We start from the raw sequence: 23464 nt of genomic DNA, 5'->3' as shown, positions 1-23464 counted from the left end.
CCAAGTCCTACTGATAATCCTATACATAAAAATAATGCCAACAAAGAAATTTTTACAATAAATTTACAGTTGTTCGGGTTTTGTCATCATTTGGGAATAAGTCGATGCTTTTTATGCTGAGAAAAGCATATGCAGTAGCTGCTATAGAGTCGGGTGAAGGAGAATTCAGAGTGATGGGCTGGAGGGACATAGAGGGCGCGTAGGGGATTTCGAGTATTCGATATGTTTTCGAGGTGTATAAACATTCTAAGGCTGAAAGTGTATTCGGATCTTAGGATATTAAAAAAGCCCTTTATAAGAGCTTTTTTGATGAGCGGAAAGCATGACTACTTTCCGATAGCACATAAAACTAAACGGCTCGATCACTATTGCTATTGCCAACCGTGCTTTTGCTGGATTTGTGGTAGAGCTTAAGTGCCAATAACGAACCCCACAACAAAACTTGTCCCCAGAGTAATGTCCATTGAGATGCCACCTCTTGCCAAGATGCACCCATCTGATCAAGTGCTAAGAAACCTTGGATAGCCGGTGTGCTTGGGAACAGCTGTGATAATAGAACTAACCATTCGGGCATCATTTCAACTGGCCAGATAAAACCTGAAGAGAAGATCAGTGGCATTGAACTGATTAACACTACAACCGTGACTAGCTCTCTTCGTGGCACTAACTCACCAATAAAAATCCCGATCAAACAACTGGCCAGTAAGAAGGGCAGAAGTAAGGTTAAGATCTGTGTTGTTGAGGCGAGCTGGTTTATCCCATACATCGAAAAGCTAGCGCCGAAATAGTACATCGACAACAGGTAATAAATGCCGACTAAGGTACAACAGCGGGCAAGCATCAGTTTCGCTGGAGAGGTCTTACTCCAGTAGCCAAATGTCGATTGAGCGTTTTGGGTTGCACCCACTAAACCAGAAGCCATGGCTAAGGTTTGTTGCAGGATCAACACAAAGACGGCTGGAACTACGTAATCGATGTATCCCATGCGACTATTAAACGTTGGTTTCAGGTTCAAGCTGAATGCACTGTAGCCTTTGGCTGCCGATTCTAAAGGCACACCTTCGACTAACAAATGGCTGACCTTAACTTGCGCAGCTAACGTACCACCGGCCTTGGCAAGCCCTTCAACAATGGTTCCGTAGACCAAAAAGTAAGAAGCATCACCAGCGTAAGAAAGTGTCGGGCTCTTACCGAGCAACAAGTCTTTGTAGAAATCTTCTGGAATGACAAGGAATCCGCCAATCTCTTGGTTAAGCACGGCTTGTTTCGCATCGGCGATGGTGGAGTCTCGACGGACCAATTCGATCTGAGAGGTGGCATCCACCATACGCTCTAATTGATAGCTGCTTTGACTCTTATCCAAGTTCACAACCGAAGCTTTCAGTTGTTGAGGAACTTGGTTCGCGTAAGGCAATGGATACAAGAAGGAATAGAAGACCACACCACCAAATACCGTAAGAAGCACGACAGGGTTGCGCAATACCGCTAAGAGTTCTTGCTTGAGCAGTTGAGTAAAGCTCATCGTTTTACTCCTTGTTGTGCTGATGCTTCTGGCTGTGTTGACGGCGTTGTTTTTGCAGATATAGCTGCTTTTGTAGATGGATCTGCTTGTGCAGTTAGAGTTGATTGCGCCAAGTGTTTCTTAATTAGCAACATTACCACGAAAGCAGGAACTGCATACCACAACATAGAAGAGAGGCTGATCAAAGACTGTGCTGCGCTCACACCATAACTAGACTGCGCCGTTTGTACTTCGATGTAATGACTCACGGGCAATAAGCTTCTCCAAATTTGAGCAGCTGTATTCATGTCTGTTACTGGAAAGGTAATACCCATGAACGCAAAGCTTGGTGCCGTAAATGCGCCAGCGAAACTCATCGCCCTTGCTGGATCAAGTGTTAAGAAGAAAAACAAACAACCCATAATGATACAACTGATCACGGTTAGCAGTTGGGCAATAGTCAATGCCACAAAGCTGCCGTTAAATGGCCAGTCTAAGAGCACATAGAACCAAAAACTAAACGCGATACCAAACATCAAAAACAAGACAAGGTAGGGCGTTAATGTTGATGCGAGTGACTTCATAGGGGCGTTGGATAACCAAGCGTGAAGCCCACGAGCTCTAACGTTCGCCGTCAAAACCAATATCGTGCCCACCACAATCATGATCTGCCACAGTGCAGGAATAACCGCAGACACCAAGAACTGTGCATAACTGGTGTTCTTGTTGAACAGCGGCGTGATCTGGCTTTGTACCGTTACTGCTTGGCCTAATGCGGATTGCACCGTGGTATCACCGTGTGACAGCTGTTTCACGACTTCAAGTTGCGCGTTAAAAGTCCCTTGAGCCTGCAGCAAGGCAGAGTTCACCAGCTTACCGATTAAGATAAATTGGCTGTTATAGAATACAGACACTTGCGGATTCAAGCCGAGCAGAAGGTCTCGGTCGAAGTGCCTTGGTATCACAACATAACCATAGATATCACGTTCGATCATCGCTTTCGCCGCATCACTCGCAGAGCTGTATTTCTGAGTGACTTGCAGCGTTGGTGACGCATCAACAAGGCGTGTGAACTGTTGCGAGATTTGACTGTGCTCAAGGTCGACAACTGCGACCGGTAAGTCACGAGCGATCCCTTGTGAAAAAATCAGCCAGATACTGGCAGCAAGCAGCAAAGGAATCCAAGTTAGGCAAGACAACAACCATTTGTCTTTGCGGACAATCGCCCACTGCCGAAGCAAGGTATTCTTCGCTCTATGATGCTCAGTTGATTGCGAGCCTCTAGATTGCGATCCAGTATATTGAGAGTTAGCAGACATAAGTCACCTAAAGCTCAACCACTAGGCTCATGCCCATACGCAGTGTTTCGCTCGTATCGACAGGGTGTGCTTCTACTTCAAAAGTACGTAAATCGAAGCCTTGTGCTGCGTCTGTTGAGCGCCAAGTTGCGAAATCACCCATTACGGCGATGTGAGTTACTTGGAAAGTTAATGATTTATCCAGAGCCGGTAGGTACGCCTCAAACTGGCTGCCTTTCTCGAAATGCTTAAGCATGTCTTCACGAACATTGAGCACAGCCCAAGCATCCTTGGTGTCGATAACAGTCACAACAGGGAAGCCTTGTGGTGCAAGTTCTCCACTGCTCAATAGAACCTGAGAGACTTCGCCATTAAACCAGCTGTGGATCTGTGTGTCTTTTGCGTAAGCTTCAACTTCCGCTACCGCACCCGCTGCCATTAACGCTTTTTGAGCGGCGGCCACTTTGGTTTCGTCACGCGCACCTTCTTGCGCTAATTGATACATTTGGAATGCAGCGCTTTCGGTGTACTTCGCCGCTTGCCACTGTGTTTTGGCTTCATCACGCTTCTGCTCGGCAACCACACCATCATTGTAAAGGTTGTTTACACGTTGGTAGGTTTTGTCCATCAGATCGGCAGCTGCTTTGGCTTTCAACCATTGGTCTTTAGCCGCTTGGATCTGTTGAGTACGCGCGCCATTCTCTGCTTCTTGTGCTAATGCACCAGCGGCTTTCTGACCAGCTTTTGCTTGCTCTAGCTTCGCATCAATCTCAGGGCTTAGTAGAGAGAAGATCAATTCGCCTTTTTCAACCGAATCGCCTTTGCGCACGAATATTTCATCAATTCTGCCAGGTACTTTCGATGAGATGCTGTATTGCTGCACATCGATTTGACCTTGAAGCTTAACCGGCTGAGGTTGATAAGCTTGATAGAAACTGTATCCGACCCAGCCAATAACGCCGATACCAACTAAAGATAGAAGAAGGGGCTTAATAGGTTTCATGAATTATCCTTTTGACTGGCTAACGGTGTCTGTTTTTGAGTCGAAATCAGACGGAACAGAGGAGGTTAAGTAACTGGAGTAAGCATTCATTTCGCTGGTTAGCGCTAACAGCTTGTTGAGAGAGATTAGGTATTTGAAGCGAGCAGCAGATTGCTGGGTTTTAATGCTCGCAAGATAAAGCTCGGCATCAACCACTTCTAATGAGTTAGATAACCCTTGTGTGAAGGCTTTTTTACGAAGTAATAGGTTTTCCTGAGCTAAAGACAAGCTCGAGTTTAGGCCTTGAACCTCTTCAATCGCTTGGTTTGCTTCAAGGTAAGTCTTTTGTACCAACACGGTTAAGTCTTGCTTAGCTTGTGACTTAAGGAATTGAACCTGTGATACGGCACTGTGAGCCGCAGCGACTTTGTCGGAACGGCCAGAGGTATCAAGCAGTGGCACATTCACACCAATGCCAACCAACCAATCGGGTTTCATTTCACTGGCTAGAGAGTCATCTTCATACAGGCTGTAATCACCATAAAGGTAAACCTCTGGGTAGTATTTACCTTTCTCGGCTTTAATTAAGCTGCTTGCTTGTTTCTCTTTTGCATCAAGAATCTTAAGGCCGGGGTAGGTCATGAGTGTCTGGTCAATGAACACGTCCATATGAGGCAGGTTCTTATTGATAAACAGTTGTTCAGAGGGTTCTACACTTTCATTTTGACCAAGGATTTGGGTCAACGCCAATTGCGCAATTTTAAGATCGTTCTGAGCTTTCGTGCGCTCTACAATCGCTTTATCTAAAGAAGCATCGGCTTGTAGGCGTTCTACTCGGGCGATTTGTCCTTGCTGTTCAAGCTTGATGGCGAAATCACGATGCTGAGTTAAGCCTGCTTCAACGGCTTGACGCGTTCTCACCACGTCTTCCGCTAAGATCACCGAGAAGTAATACTTACTTAAGTCTTCGTAGCGAGCTTGTTTCTCCATCAACAGTTGGCTTTGCGCTTCTTCGCTTTTACCTTCAGCGGCATTTTGCGCAGCGGTTATTCGACCACCAGTGAAGATAGGCCACACAGCACGAATGGAAGAGCTAAAGATGTCTTGTTCGGTAATGGTAGAGGTGATGCCACCTAACTGAGCTAAGAAGGGAGCAAATGCTGGATTTACGCCGCTTAAGCTGTCACCGAACTGTTCACCATTAATCGTCACATCACTATCAAGGTGCGTGTAGTTAGCCCCTAAGGTAATAGAAGGTAGATTAAGGCTACTTGTTGAGTTCTGAAGGTGTTGATAACGTTCAACGTTGGCTTGTTGAGCCGCAAGTGAGTTGTTGTTTTCTTGCAATATTTGCCACGCTTCAGAAAAAGTGAGCGGAGCTGCATAGCCTGGCGAAGCCATAGTGCCGAGAAGCATACTGGCGATCGCAAGGTATCGGAATTTTGGTTTGGTCATCTGCATTAAATACCAATTAGAGTATTAACTCTAATGTTAACAGGGCGATAGTCATTTGTCTTGAATAGATTGTCTCATATGAATAGAAATTTTCATAACTCGTTAATCAAGTGTAAATAAGATTGAGTGACGTGAATATCAAAGATAAATGAAACTTAAAAAGCACGCATAAGCGTGCTCTTTAAGTTCAGTATAGAAGTGTTTTTACAAAATGAAGTGGCTTATTTAAAGCTAGGACAATGGTGATCGGCGCGCCATTCCAATTGTCTTGAACCTTGCATTGTTTGTAATAAATCTCTCCCTGACATTTGCGGGAATGCTAACAATACCTTGAGATCGAGTGAGGAGGTGCCATCTTTCTCATAGGCTCTTACGTGAGTAAAAGTCGATTGTAAGTGTTTGAACAGCATAGTCTTAGTAAGACAAATTCCAAAGTTATCGCGTTTCATTGCCTTGTTTCCTTTTCAACAATGTTTATACGTTATGTTTGTTATCCTGTTTCTATTGGACGTTGCCACTGATCGATACTTCCTGCTCATCAATGTTTTATTATTGGGTGATGCTTTTATCAGTCACCTCTTCGTTGTCTGGCTAGCCGAGTTTGAAATAGCGATGGATGAATAGGGGAGAATACTTAATCCGTTTGTTCATCATTCGTAACGGCGAGCGTGCAACTTTTAGTTATAGATACGTCCAGCGAGCGAAGGGTTGTTGCTATTTTGTTAATCGAAGTTTCGATTCAAAGCGCGGTCTGAAAATCATGACCTATGGCTTAGCAACAATAAACTTCTTCATATGCAACCATTATAATTGTATTTATTTTAAACAACCTAAAAAACACCTAAAATCTTAGTGATCTAGCTCAATATTTATTCGTTTATTTTGGTTTTTAAGCTAATCAGTCCTAAAAATGAACGATTAATCGAGATGAACAACGTAAAGGATTATCAATTAACAATCTGCTCAATTATTTAGTTGAGTAGCAGTCACAAATTCACGTCCCTAGAAAGGTCATGCGATTAACTTGGTGTTAACATTGATCGTCTAACGCTAGGGACGGTGGAATATGAAATGGAGCAGTATCAGTTTCCGTAAAAGGTTACTGATTATCATGACGGTCACTGGCCTCGTTGAACTTTTGATTCTTGCAGCGGCTGGTTTTTACTACGTCAAACAATCTCAAGAACAAGAGATGGGTTTGAAAGCGTTAGGTGTTGCTGAATTTCTATCTGAATCGCCGCTTGTCACCAGCATTATTCAAGAAAATGGAACGTTGGACCCTAATGGCGTTCCCTACGTTTTGTCTGAAGAAACCCAAGTTAAATTTCGTAACCTTACTCAGCTCATTGGCGCGGCGTTTATCGTTGTTGGAGATGATAAAGGTATCCGCCTGATTCACCCTTATGATGACAGGCTCGGTAAACCCATGCGTGGTGGCGATAACCAAAAAGCATTGGTATTGGGCGAGTCTTATGTGTCGACAGCCAAAGGATCGCTGGGTTTTTCAGTTCGTGGTAAATCCGCGGTAAAAGACACCCAAGGTACCGTTATTGGTGTGGTGTCAGTTGGTTACTTATTGGATTCGTTGCAAGATCGAATCGAACCTTACTTAGCCTTTTTGATTGTGATGGCGTTGCTGGTGGTTGCGGTCAACGCTTTGATTTCGAGTTATGTATCTCGCCGTTTTCAACGCGCTATTTTGGGCTTTGAGCCTGAAGAGATAGGCCGGTTGTATGTTGAGCTAGATGTAACCATGAGTACCGTGAAAGAGGGCATTCTGAGCATCGATAAGCACGGCATTTTACGTTCAATTAATAAGAGTGCCTGCGATATTTTATCGATAGACAGGGATAAAGCACTCAATCAACAGCGCCTTTCTGATGTATTGCCAGGCAGTGATTTAGAACAACTGCTATCAACCGGCGACACCGACCACGATGTTGAGTTGTATTTAAACAATAAGCGAATCATTGCTAACCGAAGCCCGATTATAGTGGCAGGTGAGGTGGTCGGGGCGGTATCGAGTTTCCGATTACGAGATGAAATCAACGATTTAACAGACCAGCTCTCACAAACCAAAGAATATGCTGATCTACTGCGTTCACAAACCCACGAGCATCAAAACAAGCTCAACACCATCAGTGGCTTGATTCAGATGGGCGAGCTGGACTCTGTTCAACAATTGATTGGTCAAGAAACCGCTCATTACCAGAGCTTAATTGAGTTCTTAAGAGAGACGGTGAAAGACCCTCTTATTGCAGGCATGCTTTTAGGCAAAACAGAGCGAGCTCGAGAGATTGGGTTAGAGCTTAAAGTGGAAGAGGGATCAAGGCTTGAAGCTCTGCCTAGCTGGTTAAACGCGGATGACGTTGTCACAATTCTTGGCAACCTGATTGATAACGCCTTTGACGCCACCATGACGGCGATTAAGCAAGAGGGTCAAATTGCGCCAGCGCGTCGGGTTATTGAAGTTTCAATCAGTGATTTTGGTAATGAAATTATCGTAGAAGTAGAAGACAAAGGGTGCGGTTTGCCGAAAGAGTTGGCGACCAAAGCACTCACCGAAAAAGGCGTATCGAGCAAAGCGAAGCAAAATCGTGGTGTGGGTTTGTATCTGATAAAGCAGCTGGCAGACCGATATCAAGGGCAGCTTGAAATGGTCGACAACCACGATTTTGGCACGCGAATGACGGTTTATCTGCCAAAAGAAGAACAATAATTAAGCACGAAACGATCTTGCGAAGATCATCGTGACGGAAAAAGCATGGTTAAAGGAAGAACATAAATGAACGCAATCACGAGAGTCATGGTCATTGAAGATGATATTGCGATTGCAGAGCTACACCATCGTTATTTAGAACAGATGGGTGGCTTTGACGTGGTCGGCATTGCCACCACACAGTCTGAAGCGCTCATGCAACTGGACATCTTAAAACCGAATTTGGTGTTATTGGATGTGTATCTGCCGGACGGGTGTGGGCTCGATATTCTTAATCACGTAAGAGGGAGCAATCAAGGCTGCGACGTTATCTTGATTACTGCTGCTCGGGATGTCGATACGCTGCAGCAAGCAATGCGTGGTGGGGTGGTCGATTATCTATTGAAACCAGTAATGTTCCCTCGTTTGGAAGCGGCACTGAAAAAGTATCAATCTCAACAGCAAGAGTTTGAAAGTGTGTCGGATTTGAATCAAGGTTTGGTTGATAAGATGCTGCAAGCCAATGCCAAAGCGGACTCTGGAAAAGTATCCACCTTACCCAAAGGCATTGATGGCGTAACGTTGGATAAGATCAGAGCCATTTTTCAGCAAGCTGATGCCGTTAATATTACCGCCGATGAAGCCGGAGAACGAATTGGTGCTAGCCGAACCACAGCCAGACGTTACTTAGAGTTTTTGATTACGACGGGTGAGTTAGTCGCTGACCTAAATTATGGGACAGTTGGTCGCCCAGAACGCTGCTACAACAAAGCTAGAAGATAGATTTAGCGACAACAAGTCACAAAGACAAACGCGATGCTGTCAAATAAATATAAAGCCAGTTGAATAGGCTGGTTTTGCCTTTTTCTCCCTTTCCTATTGCTCACTCCACCGACCAGATACCGTTCTTTCTTGACTACACTGTTTGAGAATGCCGATTTGCTTCTCCCTCGGGTCAAATGAACGGAACTATCGATTAGAATTTGTTCGAAATGAGTCAATATTTAATCGATTGCTTTCACAGTGGTTGATGTAAATCAAATAGTCATAGACAATACTGTCCCGAATAGAGGTGATAGCTTTCACCCTCGTTTACCAAACGCATTCTCAAATTTAATAGGCGCTTACTATTGATGTAATAGTTAAGACCTATTATCTATTTTCGTATGTCGCTGATACCTTTGGCGAATACTAAAAACCTTGTTTTTATAGGAAAGATGATGGTAATACCTGAAAACAGCAGCATCGTTATTTTTGGTGCGTCGGGAGATCTAACTTACCGCAAGTTAATTCCTGCTCTATACCACCTGTATGCTAGCAATCAACTACCAGAATCCTTTGCGATTCTTGGAGTGAGCCGTACTGAGTACAGCGATGAGTCTTACCGTGAGAAGCTGAAGAAGTCTCTTCAGGAAATGGAAAAAACTGAACCAGAGACGCTGAATGCATTTATTGAACATCTGCATTACCAAGCGATCAATACTTCAGATGTAGACGACTATGCTCGCTTAGCACAACGTCTAGACAAGCTTGAGCAAGACTACCAATTCGAAAACCATAACACATTGTTCTACTTGGCAACCCCGCCAAGCCTATACGGTGTGATTCCAGCAAACCTTGCTGCGCATGGCCTTAACGATGAATCGAACGGCTGGCGTCGTCTGATCATCGAAAAACCATTTGGTTACGACTTAGCATCAGCTCAAGCGTTGGATGAAGAGATCCATCATCACTTCCAAGAACACCAGATCTACCGTATCGACCATTACCTTGGTAAAGAGACGGTTCAAAACCTTCTAGTGCTTCGTTTCTCAAACGCGATGTTTGAACCACTGTGGAACCGTAACTTCATTGAATACGTTGAAATCACAGGTGCTGAGTTCCTTGGCGTTGAAGAGCGTGGCGGATACTACGACGGTTCTGGCGCAGTTCGCGACATGTTCCAAAACCACCTGCTGCAAGTGCTAGCGATGGTAGGTATGGAGCCGCCTGCACAAATTAACGCTGATTCTATTCGTGATGAAGTGGTTAAAGTGCTTCAGTGTCTGAAACCATTAGAAGAAGATGATCTGCGTAAAGACTTAGTATTAGGTCAGTACACAGCATCAGATGTTCGTGGTCAGCACCTACTAGGTTACCGTGAAGAGCATGGTGTAGCGGATGATTCTCGTACCGAGACTTACATCGGCTTGAAAGCTCACATCAATAACTGGCGTTGGAATGGTGTTCCTTTCTACGTACGTACAGGTAAACGCTTACCAACACGTGTGACTGAAATCGTGATTCACTTTAAGAACACGCCACACCCAGTATTTGGTCAAGATGCACCAGAGAACAAGCTGATTATCCGCATCCAACCGGATGAAGGTATTCAGATGAGCTTTGGTTTGAAAGAGCCAGGCGCAGGCTTCAAAGCAAAAGAAGTGAAAATGAACTTCTCTTACTCTGACTTGCCTGAAACTCAGATGCTGACGGCTTATGAGCGTCTTCTTCTTGATGCACTGAACGGTGATGCGACTCTGTTTGCACGTACCGATGCGGTAGAAGCATGTTGGAAGTACGTTCAACCAATCTTAGACTTCAAGCAAGATCCTCAAGCACTGTTTGGCTATGCTTGTGGTACTTGGGGCCCACAGGAAGCAGATGAACTTCTGCAACGTGATGGCCGCGCATGGCGTTTCCCATGCAAAAACTTAACAGACACGGATTACTGCGAACTATGATCAATCACAAGATCTTTGCAACGCCTGAACTGGTTGTTGAAAACCTAGCAAATGAAATGAAAGCATACAGCGAGCAGGGCAAACCTGTTCACATTTCACTGTCTGGTGGCAGCACGCCAAAAATGCTTTTCAAACTTTTAGCACAGGCGCCATACGCGGAAGGTATTCAATGGAATAACCTTCACTTCTGGTGGGGCGACGAACGTTGCGTTGTACCAGACGACGCTGAAAGCAATTTCGGTGAAGCAAACGCGCTCTTATTTTCAAAACTAAAAGAGTTTACTCAAGTAAACCTTCCTGCTGAAAACATCCACCGCATCCGTGGTGAAGATGAACCAAAAGCAGAAGCAGAGCGTTTCGCAAAAGAGATGGCAGACGTAATCCCAACAGAAAACGGCACGCCTGTATTCGATTGGATTCTGCTTGGTGTTGGCGCAGACGGCCACACAGCTTCACTATTCCCAGGTGCAACCAACTACCAAGATGAGAACCTATCTGTATTAGCTTCTCACCCTGAGTCTGGTCAAATCCGTGTTTCTAAAACAGCGAAAGTTTTAGAAGCAGCAAAACGAATCAGCTACCTAGTACTGGGTGCAGGTAAAGTTGAGATCGTTAAAGAAATTCATACAACTCCTGCTTCAGAACTGCCTTACCCGGCAGCGAAAATCCAGTCTAAAACTGGCGAAACAGAGTGGTTCCTAGATTCAAATGCAGCAAGTGCTATCGCATAAGTGCGAATAGCCGCAAGGAGATAAAATAATGAAAGGTGATATCGGTGTAATTGGCCTAGCAGTAATGGGTCAGAACCTTATCCTAAACATGAACGACCACGGCTTCAAAGTTGTGGCTCATAACCGTACTGCTGCTAAAGTAGACGAGTTCCTAGAAGGCCCAGCTAAAGGTACTAACATTGTTGGTGCTTACTCTCTAGAAGAGCTAGTTGAGAAGCTAGAAGCGCCACGTAAAGTGATGCTTATGGTTCGTGCTGGTGACGTTGTAGACACGTTCATCGAAAACCTAATCCCACTTCTAGACGAAGGCGACATCATCATTGATGGTGGTAACACTAACTACCCAGACACTAACCGTCGTGTAGCGCATTGTCGTGAGAAAGGCATCCACTTCATCGGTACTGGTGTATCTGGTGGTGAAGAAGGTGCTCGTTTCGGTCCTTCAATCATGCCAGGTGGTGCGGCTGAAGCTTGGGAAGCGGTTAAGCCAATCTTCCAAGGTATCTCGGCAAAAACTGACGCTGGTGAGCCTTGCTGTGACTGGGTTGGTAACGACGGTGCTGGTCACTTCGTTAAGATGGTACACAACGGCATCGAATACGGTGACATGCAGCTTATCACTGAAGCATACCAGTTCATGAAAGATGGCCTAGGTATGTCTGCTGACGAGATGAAAGCAGTATTCGCTGACTGGAACAAGACTGAGCTAGACAGCTACCTAGTTGAAATCACTGCTGACATCCTTGGCTACAAAGATGAAGACGGTGAAGCGCTAGTTGAGAAGATCCTAGACACTGCAGGCCAAAAAGGTACGGGTAAGTGGACTGGTATCAACGCACTAGACCTAGGTATCCCACTAACACTGATCTCTGAGTCTGTATTCTCTCGTTGCCTGTCTGCTCTTAAAGACCAACGTGTTGAAGCTGAAGCTTTGTTTGAGAAGACAATCACTCCAGTTGAAGGCGACAAGCAAGAGTGGGTTGATGCACTACGTCAAGCTCTACTGGCTTCTAAGATCATCTCTTACGCTCAAGGTTTCATGCTAATGCGTGAAGCGTCGAACGAAAACGGCTGGGACCTAAACTACGGTAACGTAGCGCTAATGTGGCGTGGTGGTTGTATCATCCGTTCTGCATTCCTAGGCAACATACGTGATGCGTACGAAGCAAACCCAGACATCGCGTTCCTAGGTTCTGACGAGTACTTCAAAAACATCCTACAAGGCAGCCTAGTGGCATGGCGTAAAGTAGCAGCGAAATCTCTAGAGTCTGGTATCCCAATGCCATGTACGATTTCTGCGCTATCTTTCCTAGACGGTTACACAACTGCACGTCTACCAGCGAACCTGCTTCAAGCTCAACGTGACTACTTCGGTGCTCACACTTACGAGCGTACTGACCGTCCACGTGGTGAATTCTTCCACACAAACTGGACTGGTACAGGCGGCGATACTGCTTCTACAACTTACGACGTATAATCGTTAGTTAGAATCAGTTAAGAACCTTGTTGTTCTTATTAGCTGTAAACTAGAAAACAAAAGGATGCCAACTGGCATCCTTTTTTGTTGGTTCTGCAAGAGAGTCACAGACAGCAAATTCAATACAACCCGTTAAGCGAGTGCAGCTTGTGGACTTTGCATATCACTGTATTGCTCTCGTATCGACATGAAGTAATCAAGGTTTTGCTTCAGCGCAGAGACGCACTCTGGATCAAACATCAACCCTGTATGCGCTTCAATGTAGTCCATTACCTTAGATGCTGACCATGCGTGTTTGTAAGCTCGTTTACTCAGTAAAGCATCGAACACATCCGCTAGCGTTACAATTCTTGCCTCCAGTGGAATCGCTTCTCCAACGAGCGCATCTGGCAACCCTGAGCCATCAAACCGTTCATGATGGTGACGTACAATATTCTGGATGAACTGAACTTCTTCGCTACACATTGAGCTGTGGTGGGAAAGGGCAACCACGTCATCAATCATCTCTTCGCCATATATCGTGTGATTGTTCATGATGTTTCTTTCTTCTTCCGAAAAACGCTCAGTACTGAAGAGCACTTTGTCTGGGATTCGGTACTTCCCTATGTCGTGAAACGGGGCATACAAGCGAATGCGGTGAACGAATTGGTGGGTAATCTCATTGTTACTGTGCGAAAGCGTACGTGCGAGCTGTTCGCTGTATTTTCCCATGCGAATCAGATGCTCTTTGGTTTCAGGATCGCGTGCGTGCCCCATGTTTAGGGCGATGGCTAATGAGGACTGAAAATGTCTCTGGCGTTCGAAGAGTTGCACAAACAGGTTCGAAATCGCTTGGGTGAGGTAGGCGATGTCGCTTTGTATTGTCTGCTTAGCAAAAAAGTCAGTGCATGAGGCGTTGATGAAAACGAACCCAAGGTTACTCTCTTGATTGGAGTGGTATAGCTACTTTGGTGACCAAGCTCGAGTAGATGAGAGATTTGTTTAGTCGGATTCATCAAAGAGAGGTCATCAACAATTCTTGTTTCCAATGATTCAGCCAGACGACTCAACGCAGAGTTGGGTTTGATCTCCTGTTCGATGTAATGATGCTTGGCGTTTTGGCACAGTGAATCCGATACAAAATAATTCGATGCTTTATTTTCACTGCACAGCACCACGGATAGCCGAGATAATATGGGGTAGTGTTCACGAGCTAGCTGGAAGAGAGCATCGACTATGGCGACGATGTCTTTGTCTTGGGCCGCTGCTCTACTGAAATGGGAGTAGTCAAACATGTGGCAAGCCAACCTTTAATTATAATTATGCCACTGTTTAATCGGGTTTTTTACCGTTTCGATATTCAATAAAACCATAGCACTGTGTTATTAAAATGTAATACTGCGTACTGAAAAACTTTAATGTCATCACTAAATATATGGCTTTTGCATACGGTTACCGTAGGTTTTGTTAAGTTAAACCAGTCTCATAATCTTTAAGGGGAAATTTTGTTCACAGAATGTCTTAGTCTGTATAGCGAGCTAAGGTAGGGTGTTAAGTGACCAATTCGAAATTAATTTCAAAGATAAATAGGATAACGAGTATGCTTTATGCCATCATAAAGGCATAAATAAGGGCAATGGATGTAATGCCCAAGTGATTGAGCTAGAAATGGTCAGTGATGACGGTGTTCTAGAGTAAATTCAAGGCCTTTAGTTGCCTTGAAAAAGGTAATGTTATGACTGAAGAAGAAAGAATCGAACTGCAACAAAATAACCCGCTACACGGCTTAAAGCTTGAAACCATGATCACTGAATTAGTGGATCATTATGGTTGGGAAATTTTAGATGCGGCAATGCGTATGAACTGCTTTAACACTAAGCCTACAGTGGCAAGCGCAGTTAAATACCTGAAGAAAACCGAATGGGCTCGTGAGAAGGTTGAAAACTTCTACCTTTACCGTTTCAAGCGCATGCCTAAAGCATCGGACATCGAATACCAGATGCCTCCGCGTTCACGTACATTCCGCCATGGGCTAGAGCCTCGTGAGCCAATGGAACTAACGGTTGAGTCTATCCACGCTTCTCAAGCTAAAGCTGCGTCTGCATTTAAAGAGCGCCGCGGCGGTAACGGTCGTAACTTCCGTCGTTAATAAGAAGGCGTCGTTAGATAAGGCGTCGACGATTAGTACGCCTAATTAGATAAGCGAAAAACACAAAAGGAGCCTATGAGCTCCTTTTTTAATTCGTTCGATTAAACCGTAATTGGCTAAGCTTCGCGGTTTTTTCTTTGATTCTTCCAAAGATCGGTGACATAAACGATCGCACTGACCAGTAAGAATAGCGCTGACACAGAAAACAGAGCGGGCATTTTTAAGATCCACGCGAATGTGGCAGCAAGAAAAGCGACGAAGCAAATGAGTCGACTTGATGACATGACATGACCGAGTTTAGTGTTCATAACGCCTCCTAATGAAGTCTCACTTTCGACAGGAGAATTATCCTATCTTTGGCAAAATAAAGGCTAAAAAACAGTCTAAATTGTTATCAAATTTGCTAATTGAAGGACTCGTCTCACACATTTTGGCTTGGCTATTTTATAAGTAATAAAATAGCCAAATCGGTATGAGCAGGGTGGAGTCTTTTGGCTTTATCTTTTCAGTTGCAAGTCTTATTAAACCGAACGTCTAATTAGCATAGAAAAAGTAAGCGGTGATCAAAAAGCTCGCGATGATCACTGTGGTTCGAACATAGTGTTGAGGGATGCGGCGAGAGATTTTTGCTGAATAATAACCACCAACCAATGTACCCAATAATACAGCCATGCCAGACGGCCAATCAATCGAACCATTGACGATAAAAAATACGATCGCTGCGAGGGAAGCACACGCGGACACGAGCAGTTTGATGCCATTCATCACGTTGATGTTGGTGTAACCAGCCAGCGCCAAGTAGCTCAATGTCACAATGCCTAAGCCTGCATTAAAATAACCACCATAAACACACACGATCAAAAGCAATACAGCGGAAAAGAACGCCCCTGCGCTGGTGGCGTGCTTATGTTTAGCGGTTACTTTCTTTAGCCATTTGTTGAGAGTGCCACCAAAGGTAAAAAGCAGAGCGGCGAACAGTAGTAACCAAGGTACGGATTGGGTAAATAGCGCTTCTGGCGTGTGTAGTAGTAAAAATGCACCAATGCCGCCGCCAATTACGCATAGCCCAACAACGAGCTTGAGTTGTTTGGTACCAGATTGAATTTCGTGGCGCAGTGCGTAAGCACCACTGATGTAACCAGCGCATGAAGCAAAGGTGTTGGTCGCGTTGGCTGCTATTGGTGGAACGCCAGCAAATAACAAAGCAGGGAAAGTGATGAAGCTGCCGCCACCCGCAATGGAGTTAAGCACACCGCCAACCACCCCTGATAAGAATAGAATCAACCAATCCATAGTTTTAGAATCCAATACGTTAACTAACTGGTTACCTTACTTGAATTTGTTATGAATATCAGCGCCATGTGTGTTGTAAAGATAGGTTTGTGAGTTTGCTACCATCTTTAACCGCTGGTTTTAATTGAGGCTTTAAATGAAAAAAGGAGTCAATGGCTCCTTTCGTTGAGGTTTAGTTGATTCGATAAAGCTTTACACTTCTACTGGCTTCGCTCTAAAACTCTTAAATAGTTTCACTAGAATCGGGCTAGACAGCACCAATACCGCCAGAATAGTGAAGGTCATCGTAATAGGGCGTTCCCATAAGAAGTTCAACTCACCATCGCTGATCATCAATGCTCGTCTTAAGTTCTCTTCCATCAAGCCGCCCAATATGAAGCCTAACAGTAATGGTGCCAATGGGAAGTTGGCTAGCCTTAATGCTATCGCAGCCATCGCTACCAGTAGCATCACAAATACGTCCATCGTGTTGAATGACACCAAGTACACGCCAGTGATTGAGAAGAAGATAATCATTGGCAGTAGAACCGTTCTAGGTACCGCTAGCAGTTTAGAAATATAAGGGATTAAAGGCAGGTTCAAGATAACCAGTACGATGTTGCCAAAGTACATAGAGATGATCACTGACCAAAATACATCTGGGTGTTCAACGAACAAGCGAGGACCAGGCTGAATACCGTAGGCAATCAATGCACCAAGCATAATCGCAGTTGTACCAGAGCCCGGAATACCCAGCGTTAGTAGCGGAACGAATGAACCACTTGAAGCGGCGTTGTTTGCTGATTCAGGAGCAACAAGACCACGGATACTGCCTTTACCGAACTCTTTCTGCTTGTCTTTTGGCGCGAGGCTACGCTCCATACCGTAACTTAGGAATGCCGCAATAGTGGCACCTGCGCCCGGTAGAACACCGGTAAAGAAACCGAGAATAGAAGATCGAATTGAAACTGGTGCCACTTCTTTGAACTCTTCTTTGGTGACCTTCATGCTACCAATATCCGACATCTTTTGGCTTTCTTCCGCGCTGGTGTCTTGCTCTGGTTTTAGAATACCCATCAAGGTTTCACCCAGTGCGAATGTTGCCATCGCTAATAATAGGAAGCTAAAGCCATCCATCAGATCCGTAAGGCCAAAAGTGAACCGTTCAACGCCAACACCTTTGTCGATACCTACAGTTGATAGCATCAAACCAAGAATAGTCATCATCCACGCTTTGATTACCTGACCTGGGCCTGCAAACGCCGCTACAGCGGACAAACCTAATAGCATCAACGCAAAGTAGTCTGAAGACTGGAAGCTCAGTGACACGCTTGCTAGAGCCGGTGCGGCAATCAAAAGCATGATTGCTGAAAGCGTACCGCCTGTGAAAGAAGAGTAAGCCGCGAGAGCAAGTGCTTTACCTGCTTGGCCTTTTTGAGCCATCGGGTAGCCGTCAAACGCGGTTACTACCGTTGAAGAACAACCCGGAGCATTGATTAAGATGGATGACGTCGAGCCACCAAATACAGCGCCGTAGTACACACCAGCCATCAAGATTAGGCCAGAAGAAGGATCTAGGCCGTATGTAATCGGGATCATCAACGCGATTGCTGAAATTGGACCGAGTCCCGGTAGCATTCCAATAAAGGTACCAACAAAACAGCCAACAATTACCATCATGATGTTCATTGGCATCACGGCGGTAGAAAGTCCTTGTAAAATTCCGTCTAACATAATGTTATCCCTACCAAAGAGTGAAGATTAAACCAGGCTCTAGGTAGATATCTAAGCCTTGAGTTAATAAAAGAAAGAACGCGATAACGAAAGGAAACGACGCGCCAAATAAGACAGCTTTGCGGCGCTCACCCAGTAGGTAAAAGCCTGCAAGTAAGAAGAAGCTGGTTGCTAAAACAAAGCCAAGATAAGTCAGTCCAACACCGTACAGAGCCATTAACACCAAGAAGCCAATAAGCAGTTTCCAGTTCAGCGGCGTAGTGTCGCATGTAACTTTTTTATCCGGCTGTCCGGTTATAAGCAGGATCAACGAAAGGCCAATGCCGATAAACGTTAGCAGGATAGGTAAGGTTCTTGCTGTGAAGGGTTCGTACTCGTCACCGGGGAACAAAGGAATCAGCGTGGTTTGGTAGCCATAGCATAAACACGCAAGCATAAAGAGCATGGCTCCGATGCGATCCTTCGAAAGCAAAGATTCCTTACTCAGAAATTTGGTTGGTAAGTCCGACATATCCAACTCCATTTGGGGTGGTATAAAAAATAAAAAAGCCGTACATGAGCGAGTCAATGAAATGTCTGGGATCACTAACCAAAGGTAAGCGAATTACGGTACTGGTTTATCAGCCACTTGCGTTTACAACGAATCGGCAAGCGTTAGTAATACGTCTACGAATAAACAAAGGAGTTTGAAGTTAACTCATGTACGGCGAAACAAGGAAAGAGTAAGAGGGCACATAGGCCCTCTATGGTTGTTGGTTATTTCAAGAAACCAAGCTCACGCATTAGGTCGCCCATCTGTTTTTCTTGGTCTTCTAGGAAGGCGTAAAAATCTTTGTCAGCTTTGTAGTTGTCGATCCAACCGTTACGGTCACGAACCACTTGCCACTCATCGGTTTTGTACATTTTGCCAAGCGCTACATTCCACTCGTCGATCTTCGCTTGGCTTGTGCCAGGTGCCGCAAAGAAACCACGCCAGTTAGCGAATACGGTTTCGTTGCCGTACTCAGTCAGTGTTGGGATGTTAGGTGCAGCATCAAGACGCTTTGGCGCCGTCACAGCAAGCACTTTTACTTGGCCAGATTTAGACATCTCTAGCACTTCACCAAGGCCCGTTGAAAGCAGCTGTGTTTCGCCAGAAAGCAGTGCCGCCATCGCTTTACCGCCAGCATCGTAGGCAATGTAACGTACTTTCTTCGCATCAAAACCTTCGCCTTTGAACGCTGCCGCTACTACAAGGTGGTCCATGCTGCCACGAGCTGAACCGCCAGCAATCTTCACTTTACGTGGGTTGGTTTCGAATTCTTTAACGACGTCTTCCCAAGTGTCGTACTTAGAATCCGCAGGAGCGACGATTGCGCCGTAATCGGCAATGGTTGCTGCTACCGGAGTTAGGTCACGGAAAGATTGAGGGAAGATACCTGTTAGTGAACGAACAACGATAGGCGTTGAGTTCACCATTAGCGTGTCTTCTTGGCGTTGTGCTGTTTCGATTAGGTGAGCAATCGCTTTACCGCCACCGCCACCAGACAGGTTTTGGAAAGAGACATTTTCTACGATGTCTGATTTCACCAATACATCACCCGTACCACGAGCTGTCATATCCCAACCACCACCAGCGCCGCCAGGGATTAGGAAGTGGATTTTTTCTACGTCAGCAGCAAAAGTGTTGAAAGAAAAGGTTGCTGCGATGATAGAAGCCGCAAGAGTAGGTTTCAGTGCCTTGAACATGGTTCACGTTCCTTATGTAGGGGATCTCTTCAATGGAGAGAAACTTATGTTTTATTTCCAGCTACTAAACAGATGAGTAGGATATTGCTTAGCAGATGAAGCTAAAGTTAACGGTGTGTTAATGAAATGTCTGTAATGCGGCGATATTGAGAATAAAGAACATTGGATTAATATTGTTCATAAAGTTCACGGTAACGTGTTTTTGTCCATTTACTGTTGAATGATATCTGGATTCTAAAATCGTAGTTATTGTCTCAGAATGATTGAATTCATTGACAAAGGTTGGATTTAACTAGCGTTTTCTACTCGAGTGCATTGGTTGTTGGTCTATATTGTTAGATGTGACTACGATAACTATTTCTGCAAAAGAGTCAGGTGTATAGAGGTGTTAGATTTTAGATGTGGAATAATGAGTTACTATAGTTGATATGCAACTTAAGCGGTATTGATTGCGCTAGGCTGTTAACTTTGGAGTTGGCGATTATTCAAGGATGAAATAATGGCATTAAAAAAAATTTCGTTACGCTTTACCGTTGGAACAATGTTCATACTCGCGACTGTGCTAACGGCTGTGGTTGCGGTCTCTCTTCAATACTACTTCAGTAAAAAAATGGCGACGGAGAATACTCTGTCAAAGTTGACGATGGGATCTCATGACCTGAGTGATTATATCGGCGCGATTGACTCTGACGCAGCCAACACCGCGCGTTTACTTGCTACAGTGAAACTATCTATCAGTAACAAAATATCGAAAGAAGAGTCGCGTAGTATTCTTTCTGAAGCCATTAAAGATAACCCTCTCTTTTATAGTATTTACATTGGCTCATCCGATGAAAATTTCTTCCAAATTATTAACCTAGAATCTGCCCCTGTCGTTAGAGAAAAAATAGGAGCACAACAAACGGATCGTTGGGTTGTGGTTGAGATTCAAAATATAGGGCAGGAGCGAGTCCGGACAACGAAATACTTTGACCAAGAGTTTTCCCTCAGAAGCTCAACTACGGAGCAGAGCAACTACTTTCCAACGACCAGGCCTTGGTATGTTGCTGCCAATGTTCTGTCGGTCGAAAAAACTCAGCCATATCTTTTTCAGCATTTACAAATTACCGGACAAACTTATTCTTTAGCGTTTGAGTCGAAAATCGAATCTGAAATTCAACATGTGATTGGTATTGATATTGTGCTGTCTTCTTTGGCTAACAAATTATCAGGTACGGCGCTTGGATTAGCAGAAGATAGTAAGGTTGAGTCTTTCTTATATTCGAAATCGGGTAACATTATTGCGTCTAACCTCAAGGTTAATAATCAGGAATCGGAGTTTGATGTATCAAAACTGATGCTATCATCTGAGCAAAAAGCCTTGGTTAATGATACTCCTCCGCTGTTAGTGTCTAATCAAAATGATTGGGGGCCGATGGACTTTTCAGTGGCGGGAAGACCAGACGGCTATGCGATAGACCTTCTCAAAATGATTGGTGGTATGACTGGGATCAGGTTTGAATTTGTGAATGGTTTTTCTTGGGGAGAGCTTGTTAATAAGTTTCAAGAAGGAACTATAGATGGGCTGCAATCGGTGCAAAATTATAAAAATAATGGCATAAGCGGCCTCTACACCACTCCAATCTATGATTTACCGTTTGCTATCGTGACCAGAGAAGACGCGAAGATTATTACTAATTATGCCGAGCTTGAGGATAAAAAAGTGGCCATTTTATCTGGGTGGTCAATTATTCCTAAGCTAAGGGAAGACTTTCCGAATATTGATTTAGTTGAGTTTGAAAACCTAGAGTCCGCATTTGATTCAATTGAAAGCGGAGAGAACTTTGCATTCTTAGACGCTGAACCCGTACTCTCGTTTGCATTAGATAGGTTTTTCCAACCAGGCCTTGTTGTAAATGGGGCTCTAGAAGATCTAAAACAGAACTACTCAAATCAATTCCATTTGGTGTTGCAGAGCAAGCATAAGCAATTGCTTCCAATTATTGACAAAGCTATCGGCAGGTTAAGTGATGAACAACTTGATACCTTAGCGAAAAAGTGGCTCCATGATACCGGCTTTAATACGAATACGACGGTTCCTTATATTGAACTTTATGATTTGACTAAGGAAGCAACGGTTGAAGGCAGTATGGTAAGGGTAGAGTTGAATGGCGAGATCAAGCATCTCTATTTAAAGAAAATAGACACGGGCGAACACTACTCTGAATATTTTGCGGTATTGATTCCCGAATCTGAAATCTTTAGTACAGTCAATAAACGTCTAGCAACCTCGGTTGGTATAACGATGTTACTGATGAGTTTGACGTTGCCTATTGCTTGGGGTTTTGGTGCACCGATAGTGCGTCCTATTCGTCAATTAGAGGAGGAGACTCATAAGATCAAGATGCGTGATTATGATAGTGTCGAGCTTGTTGACACTCGAATCAAAGAAGTATGGGAGCTGTCTGTGGCAGTGAAAGGCATGGCGGCAGAGATTAAGCAGCATGAACAGACACAAGAGGCGTTTGTGGAGTCGTTTATCAAGCTTATCGCACAAGCTATCGATGATAAATCTGCTTATACGGCAGGGCACTGTAATCGTGTACCAAAACTCGGCTTGATGTTGGCTGATGCAGTTGAGAAATCACAGTCCGATCATTTCAAAGATTTTGAGTTTAAAAATGATGATGAACGTCGTGAATTCAGAATTGCGGCTTGGCTTCACGATTGTGGCAAGATCACGATACCCGAACACATCGTCGATAAAGGTACGAAGCTAGAAGCGAACTACAACCGAATTCACGAGGTGAGAACTCGATTTGAAGTACTTTGGCGTGATGCGGAAATCACCGCTTTGAGAAAGCAACTTGAAGGTACGCTATCAACGCAGCAAATTGCAGATGAGTTTGCGACAACCAAACAACAGCTACAAGATGACTTTACTTTTATCGCGACATCGAACGTTGGTGGTGAATTCATGAGTGAAGACAAAGTCGCTCGTATTCACGCGATAGCTGAGACGACTTGGACGCGTAACTTTGATGATCAACTTGGTTTATCACCGATAGAGGCGTTGAACCGAGAACCGAGTGCAAGTTTACCTGCGACAGAGCCACTGTTAAGTGATAAACCTGAACATATAGTGAGAAGAGATAGGCCGTTAGAGTTTGACCCGAAACATAAAATCAAAATGGATGTACCTGAGCACTTATATAACCTAGGCGAAGTCTACAATCTGAGTATTGCACGCGGCACGTTGACTGCAGAAGACAGATTCAAGATAAACGAGCACATGCTTGGCACGATTAAGATGCTTGAGAATCTGCCATTCCCGAAAGAGCTAAGCCGTGTTCCTCGCTATGCTTCGACGCATCATGAAACACTCAAAGGTACGGGATATCCAAGGAAGCTGACTGGTGATGACCTTTCAATCCCAGAACGTATTCTGGTGATCTCCGATATTTTTGAGGCGTTAACTGCTGCGGATAGGCCTTATAAGAAGGCGAAGCCAATCAGTGTTGCTGTCGACATCATGTACAAAATGGCGTTGGACGAGCATCTCGATATCGAACTGTTTAGATTGTTCTTAACCAGCGGTACTCACCTGCGTTATGCAGAAGAGTATCTCAAACCGGAACAAATTGATTTCGTTGATATCAACAAATACCTAGAAGTTACTCGTCAGATAGCTTGATTAAAGGTTGGCTTGTTAGAACGGGTTCGATGAATGAAAGGCGCACATGAGTGCGCCTTTTTTA

At 44.5% G+C, this 23464-nt stretch carries 17 protein-coding genes and 1 pseudogene; 7 read left to right on the top strand and 11 right to left on the bottom strand.

Features of this window, described 5'->3' with window-relative positions; genetic code table 11:
• Positions 1 to 349 precede the first annotated feature (349 nt).
• The 5 genes from AB4154_RS00180 to AB4154_RS00160 all read right to left on the bottom strand — a co-directional run bounded on the left by AB4154_RS00180 (position 350) and on the right by AB4154_RS00160 (position 5685).
• Positions 350 to 1522 carry an ABC transporter permease gene (locus AB4154_RS00180; protein WP_102320370.1) on the bottom strand — a complete coding sequence of 391 codons (1173 nt, stop codon included), beginning with the start codon at positions 1520 to 1522 and terminating at the stop codon, positions 350 to 352.
• Entirely contained in the window at positions 1519 to 2820 is a 1302-nt protein-coding gene (locus AB4154_RS00175; RefSeq protein WP_065583586.1) for an ABC transporter permease, read from the bottom strand. Before AB4154_RS00175 ends, AB4154_RS00180 begins: the two co-directional genes overlap by 4 nt.
• 7 nt (positions 2821 to 2827) lie before the next feature.
• Entirely contained in the window at positions 2828 to 3802 is a 975-nt protein-coding gene (locus tag AB4154_RS00170; protein WP_017070946.1) for an HlyD family secretion protein, read from the bottom strand.
• A 3-nt stretch (positions 3803 to 3805) separates the two neighbouring features.
• Positions 3806 to 5242: a TolC family protein gene (locus AB4154_RS00165; RefSeq protein ID WP_017059718.1), complete on the bottom strand. Its 1437-nt coding sequence runs from the start codon at positions 5240 to 5242 to the stop codon at positions 3806 to 3808.
• Between the two features lie 215 nt (positions 5243 to 5457).
• A complete protein-coding gene (locus AB4154_RS00160; protein ID WP_372121903.1) occupies positions 5458 to 5685 on the bottom strand; it encodes a hypothetical protein in 228 nt (75 codons plus the stop codon).
• A gap of 617 nt (positions 5686 to 6302) precedes the next feature.
• Here AB4154_RS00160 and AB4154_RS00155 point away from each other — a divergent pair.
• The 5 genes from AB4154_RS00155 to gnd all read left to right on the top strand — a co-directional run bounded on the left by AB4154_RS00155 (position 6303) and on the right by gnd (position 12865).
• Positions 6303 to 7955, top strand: a complete 1653-nt coding sequence (locus tag AB4154_RS00155) for an ATP-binding protein (RefSeq protein WP_372121901.1) — start codon at positions 6303 to 6305, stop codon at positions 7953 to 7955.
• Positions 7956 to 8021: 66 nt separating this feature from the next.
• Positions 8022 to 8717 (top strand): response regulator, encoded by a 696-nt coding sequence (locus AB4154_RS00150; protein WP_372121900.1) that lies wholly within the window; start codon positions 8022 to 8024, stop codon positions 8715 to 8717.
• A gap of 437 nt (positions 8718 to 9154) precedes the next feature.
• Entirely contained in the window at positions 9155 to 10657 is a 1503-nt protein-coding gene (gene zwf, locus AB4154_RS00145) for a glucose-6-phosphate dehydrogenase (RefSeq protein ID WP_017059714.1), read from the top strand.
• Entirely contained in the window at positions 10654 to 11388 is a 735-nt protein-coding gene (gene pgl / locus AB4154_RS00140) for a 6-phosphogluconolactonase (protein WP_017066266.1), read from the top strand. Before zwf ends, pgl begins: the two co-directional genes overlap by 4 nt.
• Positions 11389 to 11416: 28 nt before the next feature.
• On the top strand, positions 11417 to 12865 hold the full coding sequence (gnd, locus tag AB4154_RS00135; protein ID WP_372121898.1) for a decarboxylating NADP(+)-dependent phosphogluconate dehydrogenase: 1449 nt from the start codon (positions 11417 to 11419) through the stop codon (positions 12863 to 12865).
• A 132-nt stretch (positions 12866 to 12997) separates the two neighbouring features.
• On the opposite strand, the pseudogene AB4154_RS00130 reads toward gnd, so the two are convergent.
• Positions 12998 to 14151 (bottom strand): annotated as a pseudogene (locus tag AB4154_RS00130) (HD-GYP domain-containing protein).
• Between the two features lie 428 nt (positions 14152 to 14579).
• Between AB4154_RS00130 and AB4154_RS00125 the strand changes: the two are divergent.
• The gene (locus tag AB4154_RS00125; protein ID WP_010438513.1) at positions 14580 to 14993 is read left to right on the top strand and encodes a VF530 family DNA-binding protein; all 414 of its coding nucleotides are present in this window, start codon (positions 14580 to 14582) and stop codon (positions 14991 to 14993) included.
• Positions 14994 to 15109: 116 nt separating this feature from the next.
• Here AB4154_RS00125 and AB4154_RS00120 read toward each other — a convergent pair whose 3' ends face one another.
• The 5 genes from AB4154_RS00120 to AB4154_RS00100 all read right to left on the bottom strand — a co-directional run bounded on the left by AB4154_RS00120 (position 15110) and on the right by AB4154_RS00100 (position 19727).
• Positions 15110 to 15301, bottom strand: a complete 192-nt coding sequence (locus AB4154_RS00120) for a hypothetical protein (protein ID WP_017059711.1) — start codon at positions 15299 to 15301, stop codon at positions 15110 to 15112.
• A gap of 226 nt (positions 15302 to 15527) precedes the next feature.
• On the bottom strand, positions 15528 to 16286 hold the full coding sequence (locus tag AB4154_RS00115; RefSeq protein WP_102333369.1) for a sulfite exporter TauE/SafE family protein: 759 nt from the start codon (positions 16284 to 16286) through the stop codon (positions 15528 to 15530).
• A gap of 192 nt (positions 16287 to 16478) precedes the next feature.
• The gene (locus tag AB4154_RS00110; protein WP_012603793.1) at positions 16479 to 17999 is read right to left on the bottom strand and encodes a tripartite tricarboxylate transporter permease; all 1521 of its coding nucleotides are present in this window, start codon (positions 17997 to 17999) and stop codon (positions 16479 to 16481) included.
• Positions 18000 to 18009: 10 nt separating this feature from the next.
• Positions 18010 to 18510: a tripartite tricarboxylate transporter TctB family protein gene (locus AB4154_RS00105; protein ID WP_004733594.1), complete on the bottom strand. Its 501-nt coding sequence runs from the start codon at positions 18508 to 18510 to the stop codon at positions 18010 to 18012.
• A 245-nt stretch (positions 18511 to 18755) separates the two neighbouring features.
• Positions 18756 to 19727: a tripartite tricarboxylate transporter substrate binding protein gene (locus AB4154_RS00100; protein ID WP_017062289.1), complete on the bottom strand. Its 972-nt coding sequence runs from the start codon at positions 19725 to 19727 to the stop codon at positions 18756 to 18758.
• A 499-nt stretch (positions 19728 to 20226) separates the two neighbouring features.
• Here AB4154_RS00100 and AB4154_RS00095 point away from each other — a divergent pair, with 499 nt between their 5' ends.
• On the top strand, positions 20227 to 23400 hold the full coding sequence (locus AB4154_RS00095; protein WP_372121896.1) for an HD domain-containing phosphohydrolase: 3174 nt from the start codon (positions 20227 to 20229) through the stop codon (positions 23398 to 23400).
• Positions 23401 to 23464 lie beyond the last annotated feature (64 nt).

Origin of the sequence: Vibrio sp. 10N.286.51.B11, from assembly GCF_041469245.1 — a bacterium.
Taxonomy (GTDB): Bacteria; Pseudomonadota; Gammaproteobacteria; order Enterobacterales; family Vibrionaceae; genus Vibrio; species Vibrio crassostreae_C.
This window is presented reverse-complemented; position numbering and strand designations above follow the sequence as displayed.

What these genes read in the sequence shown, in the direction of transcription:
- AB4154_RS00180 (WP_102320370.1), bottom strand. Translation starts at nt 1,522, where the DNA reads ATGAGCTTTACTCAACTGCTCAAGCAAGAACTCTTAGCGGTATTGCGC.
- AB4154_RS00175 (WP_065583586.1), bottom strand. Translation starts at nt 2,820, where the DNA reads ATGTCTGCTAACTCTCAATATACTGGATCGCAATCTAGAGGCTCGCAA.
- AB4154_RS00170 (WP_017070946.1), bottom strand. Translation starts at nt 3,802, where the DNA reads ATGAAACCTATTAAGCCCCTTCTTCTATCTTTAGTTGGTATCGGCGTT.
- AB4154_RS00165 (WP_017059718.1), bottom strand. Translation starts at nt 5,242, where the DNA reads ATGCAGATGACCAAACCAAAATTCCGATACCTTGCGATCGCCAGTATG.
- AB4154_RS00160 (WP_372121903.1), bottom strand. Translation starts at nt 5,685, where the DNA reads ATGAAACGCGATAACTTTGGAATTTGTCTTACTAAGACTATGCTGTTC.
- AB4154_RS00155 (WP_372121901.1), top strand. Translation starts at nt 6,303, where the DNA reads ATGAAATGGAGCAGTATCAGTTTCCGTAAAAGGTTACTGATTATCATG.
- AB4154_RS00150 (WP_372121900.1), top strand. Translation starts at nt 8,022, where the DNA reads ATGAACGCAATCACGAGAGTCATGGTCATTGAAGATGATATTGCGATT.
- zwf (WP_017059714.1), top strand. Translation starts at nt 9,155, where the DNA reads ATGGTAATACCTGAAAACAGCAGCATCGTTATTTTTGGTGCGTCGGGA.
- pgl (WP_017066266.1), top strand. Translation starts at nt 10,654, where the DNA reads ATGATCAATCACAAGATCTTTGCAACGCCTGAACTGGTTGTTGAAAAC.
- gnd (WP_372121898.1), top strand. Translation starts at nt 11,417, where the DNA reads ATGAAAGGTGATATCGGTGTAATTGGCCTAGCAGTAATGGGTCAGAAC.
- AB4154_RS00125 (WP_010438513.1), top strand. Translation starts at nt 14,580, where the DNA reads ATGACTGAAGAAGAAAGAATCGAACTGCAACAAAATAACCCGCTACAC.
- AB4154_RS00120 (WP_017059711.1), bottom strand. Translation starts at nt 15,301, where the DNA reads ATGAACACTAAACTCGGTCATGTCATGTCATCAAGTCGACTCATTTGC.
- AB4154_RS00115 (WP_102333369.1), bottom strand. Translation starts at nt 16,286, where the DNA reads ATGGATTGGTTGATTCTATTCTTATCAGGGGTGGTTGGCGGTGTGCTT.
- AB4154_RS00110 (WP_012603793.1), bottom strand. Translation starts at nt 17,999, where the DNA reads ATGTTAGACGGAATTTTACAAGGACTTTCTACCGCCGTGATGCCAATG.
- AB4154_RS00105 (WP_004733594.1), bottom strand. Translation starts at nt 18,510, where the DNA reads ATGTCGGACTTACCAACCAAATTTCTGAGTAAGGAATCTTTGCTTTCG.
- AB4154_RS00100 (WP_017062289.1), bottom strand. Translation starts at nt 19,727, where the DNA reads ATGTTCAAGGCACTGAAACCTACTCTTGCGGCTTCTATCATCGCAGCA.
- AB4154_RS00095 (WP_372121896.1), top strand. Translation starts at nt 20,227, where the DNA reads ATGGCATTAAAAAAAATTTCGTTACGCTTTACCGTTGGAACAATGTTC.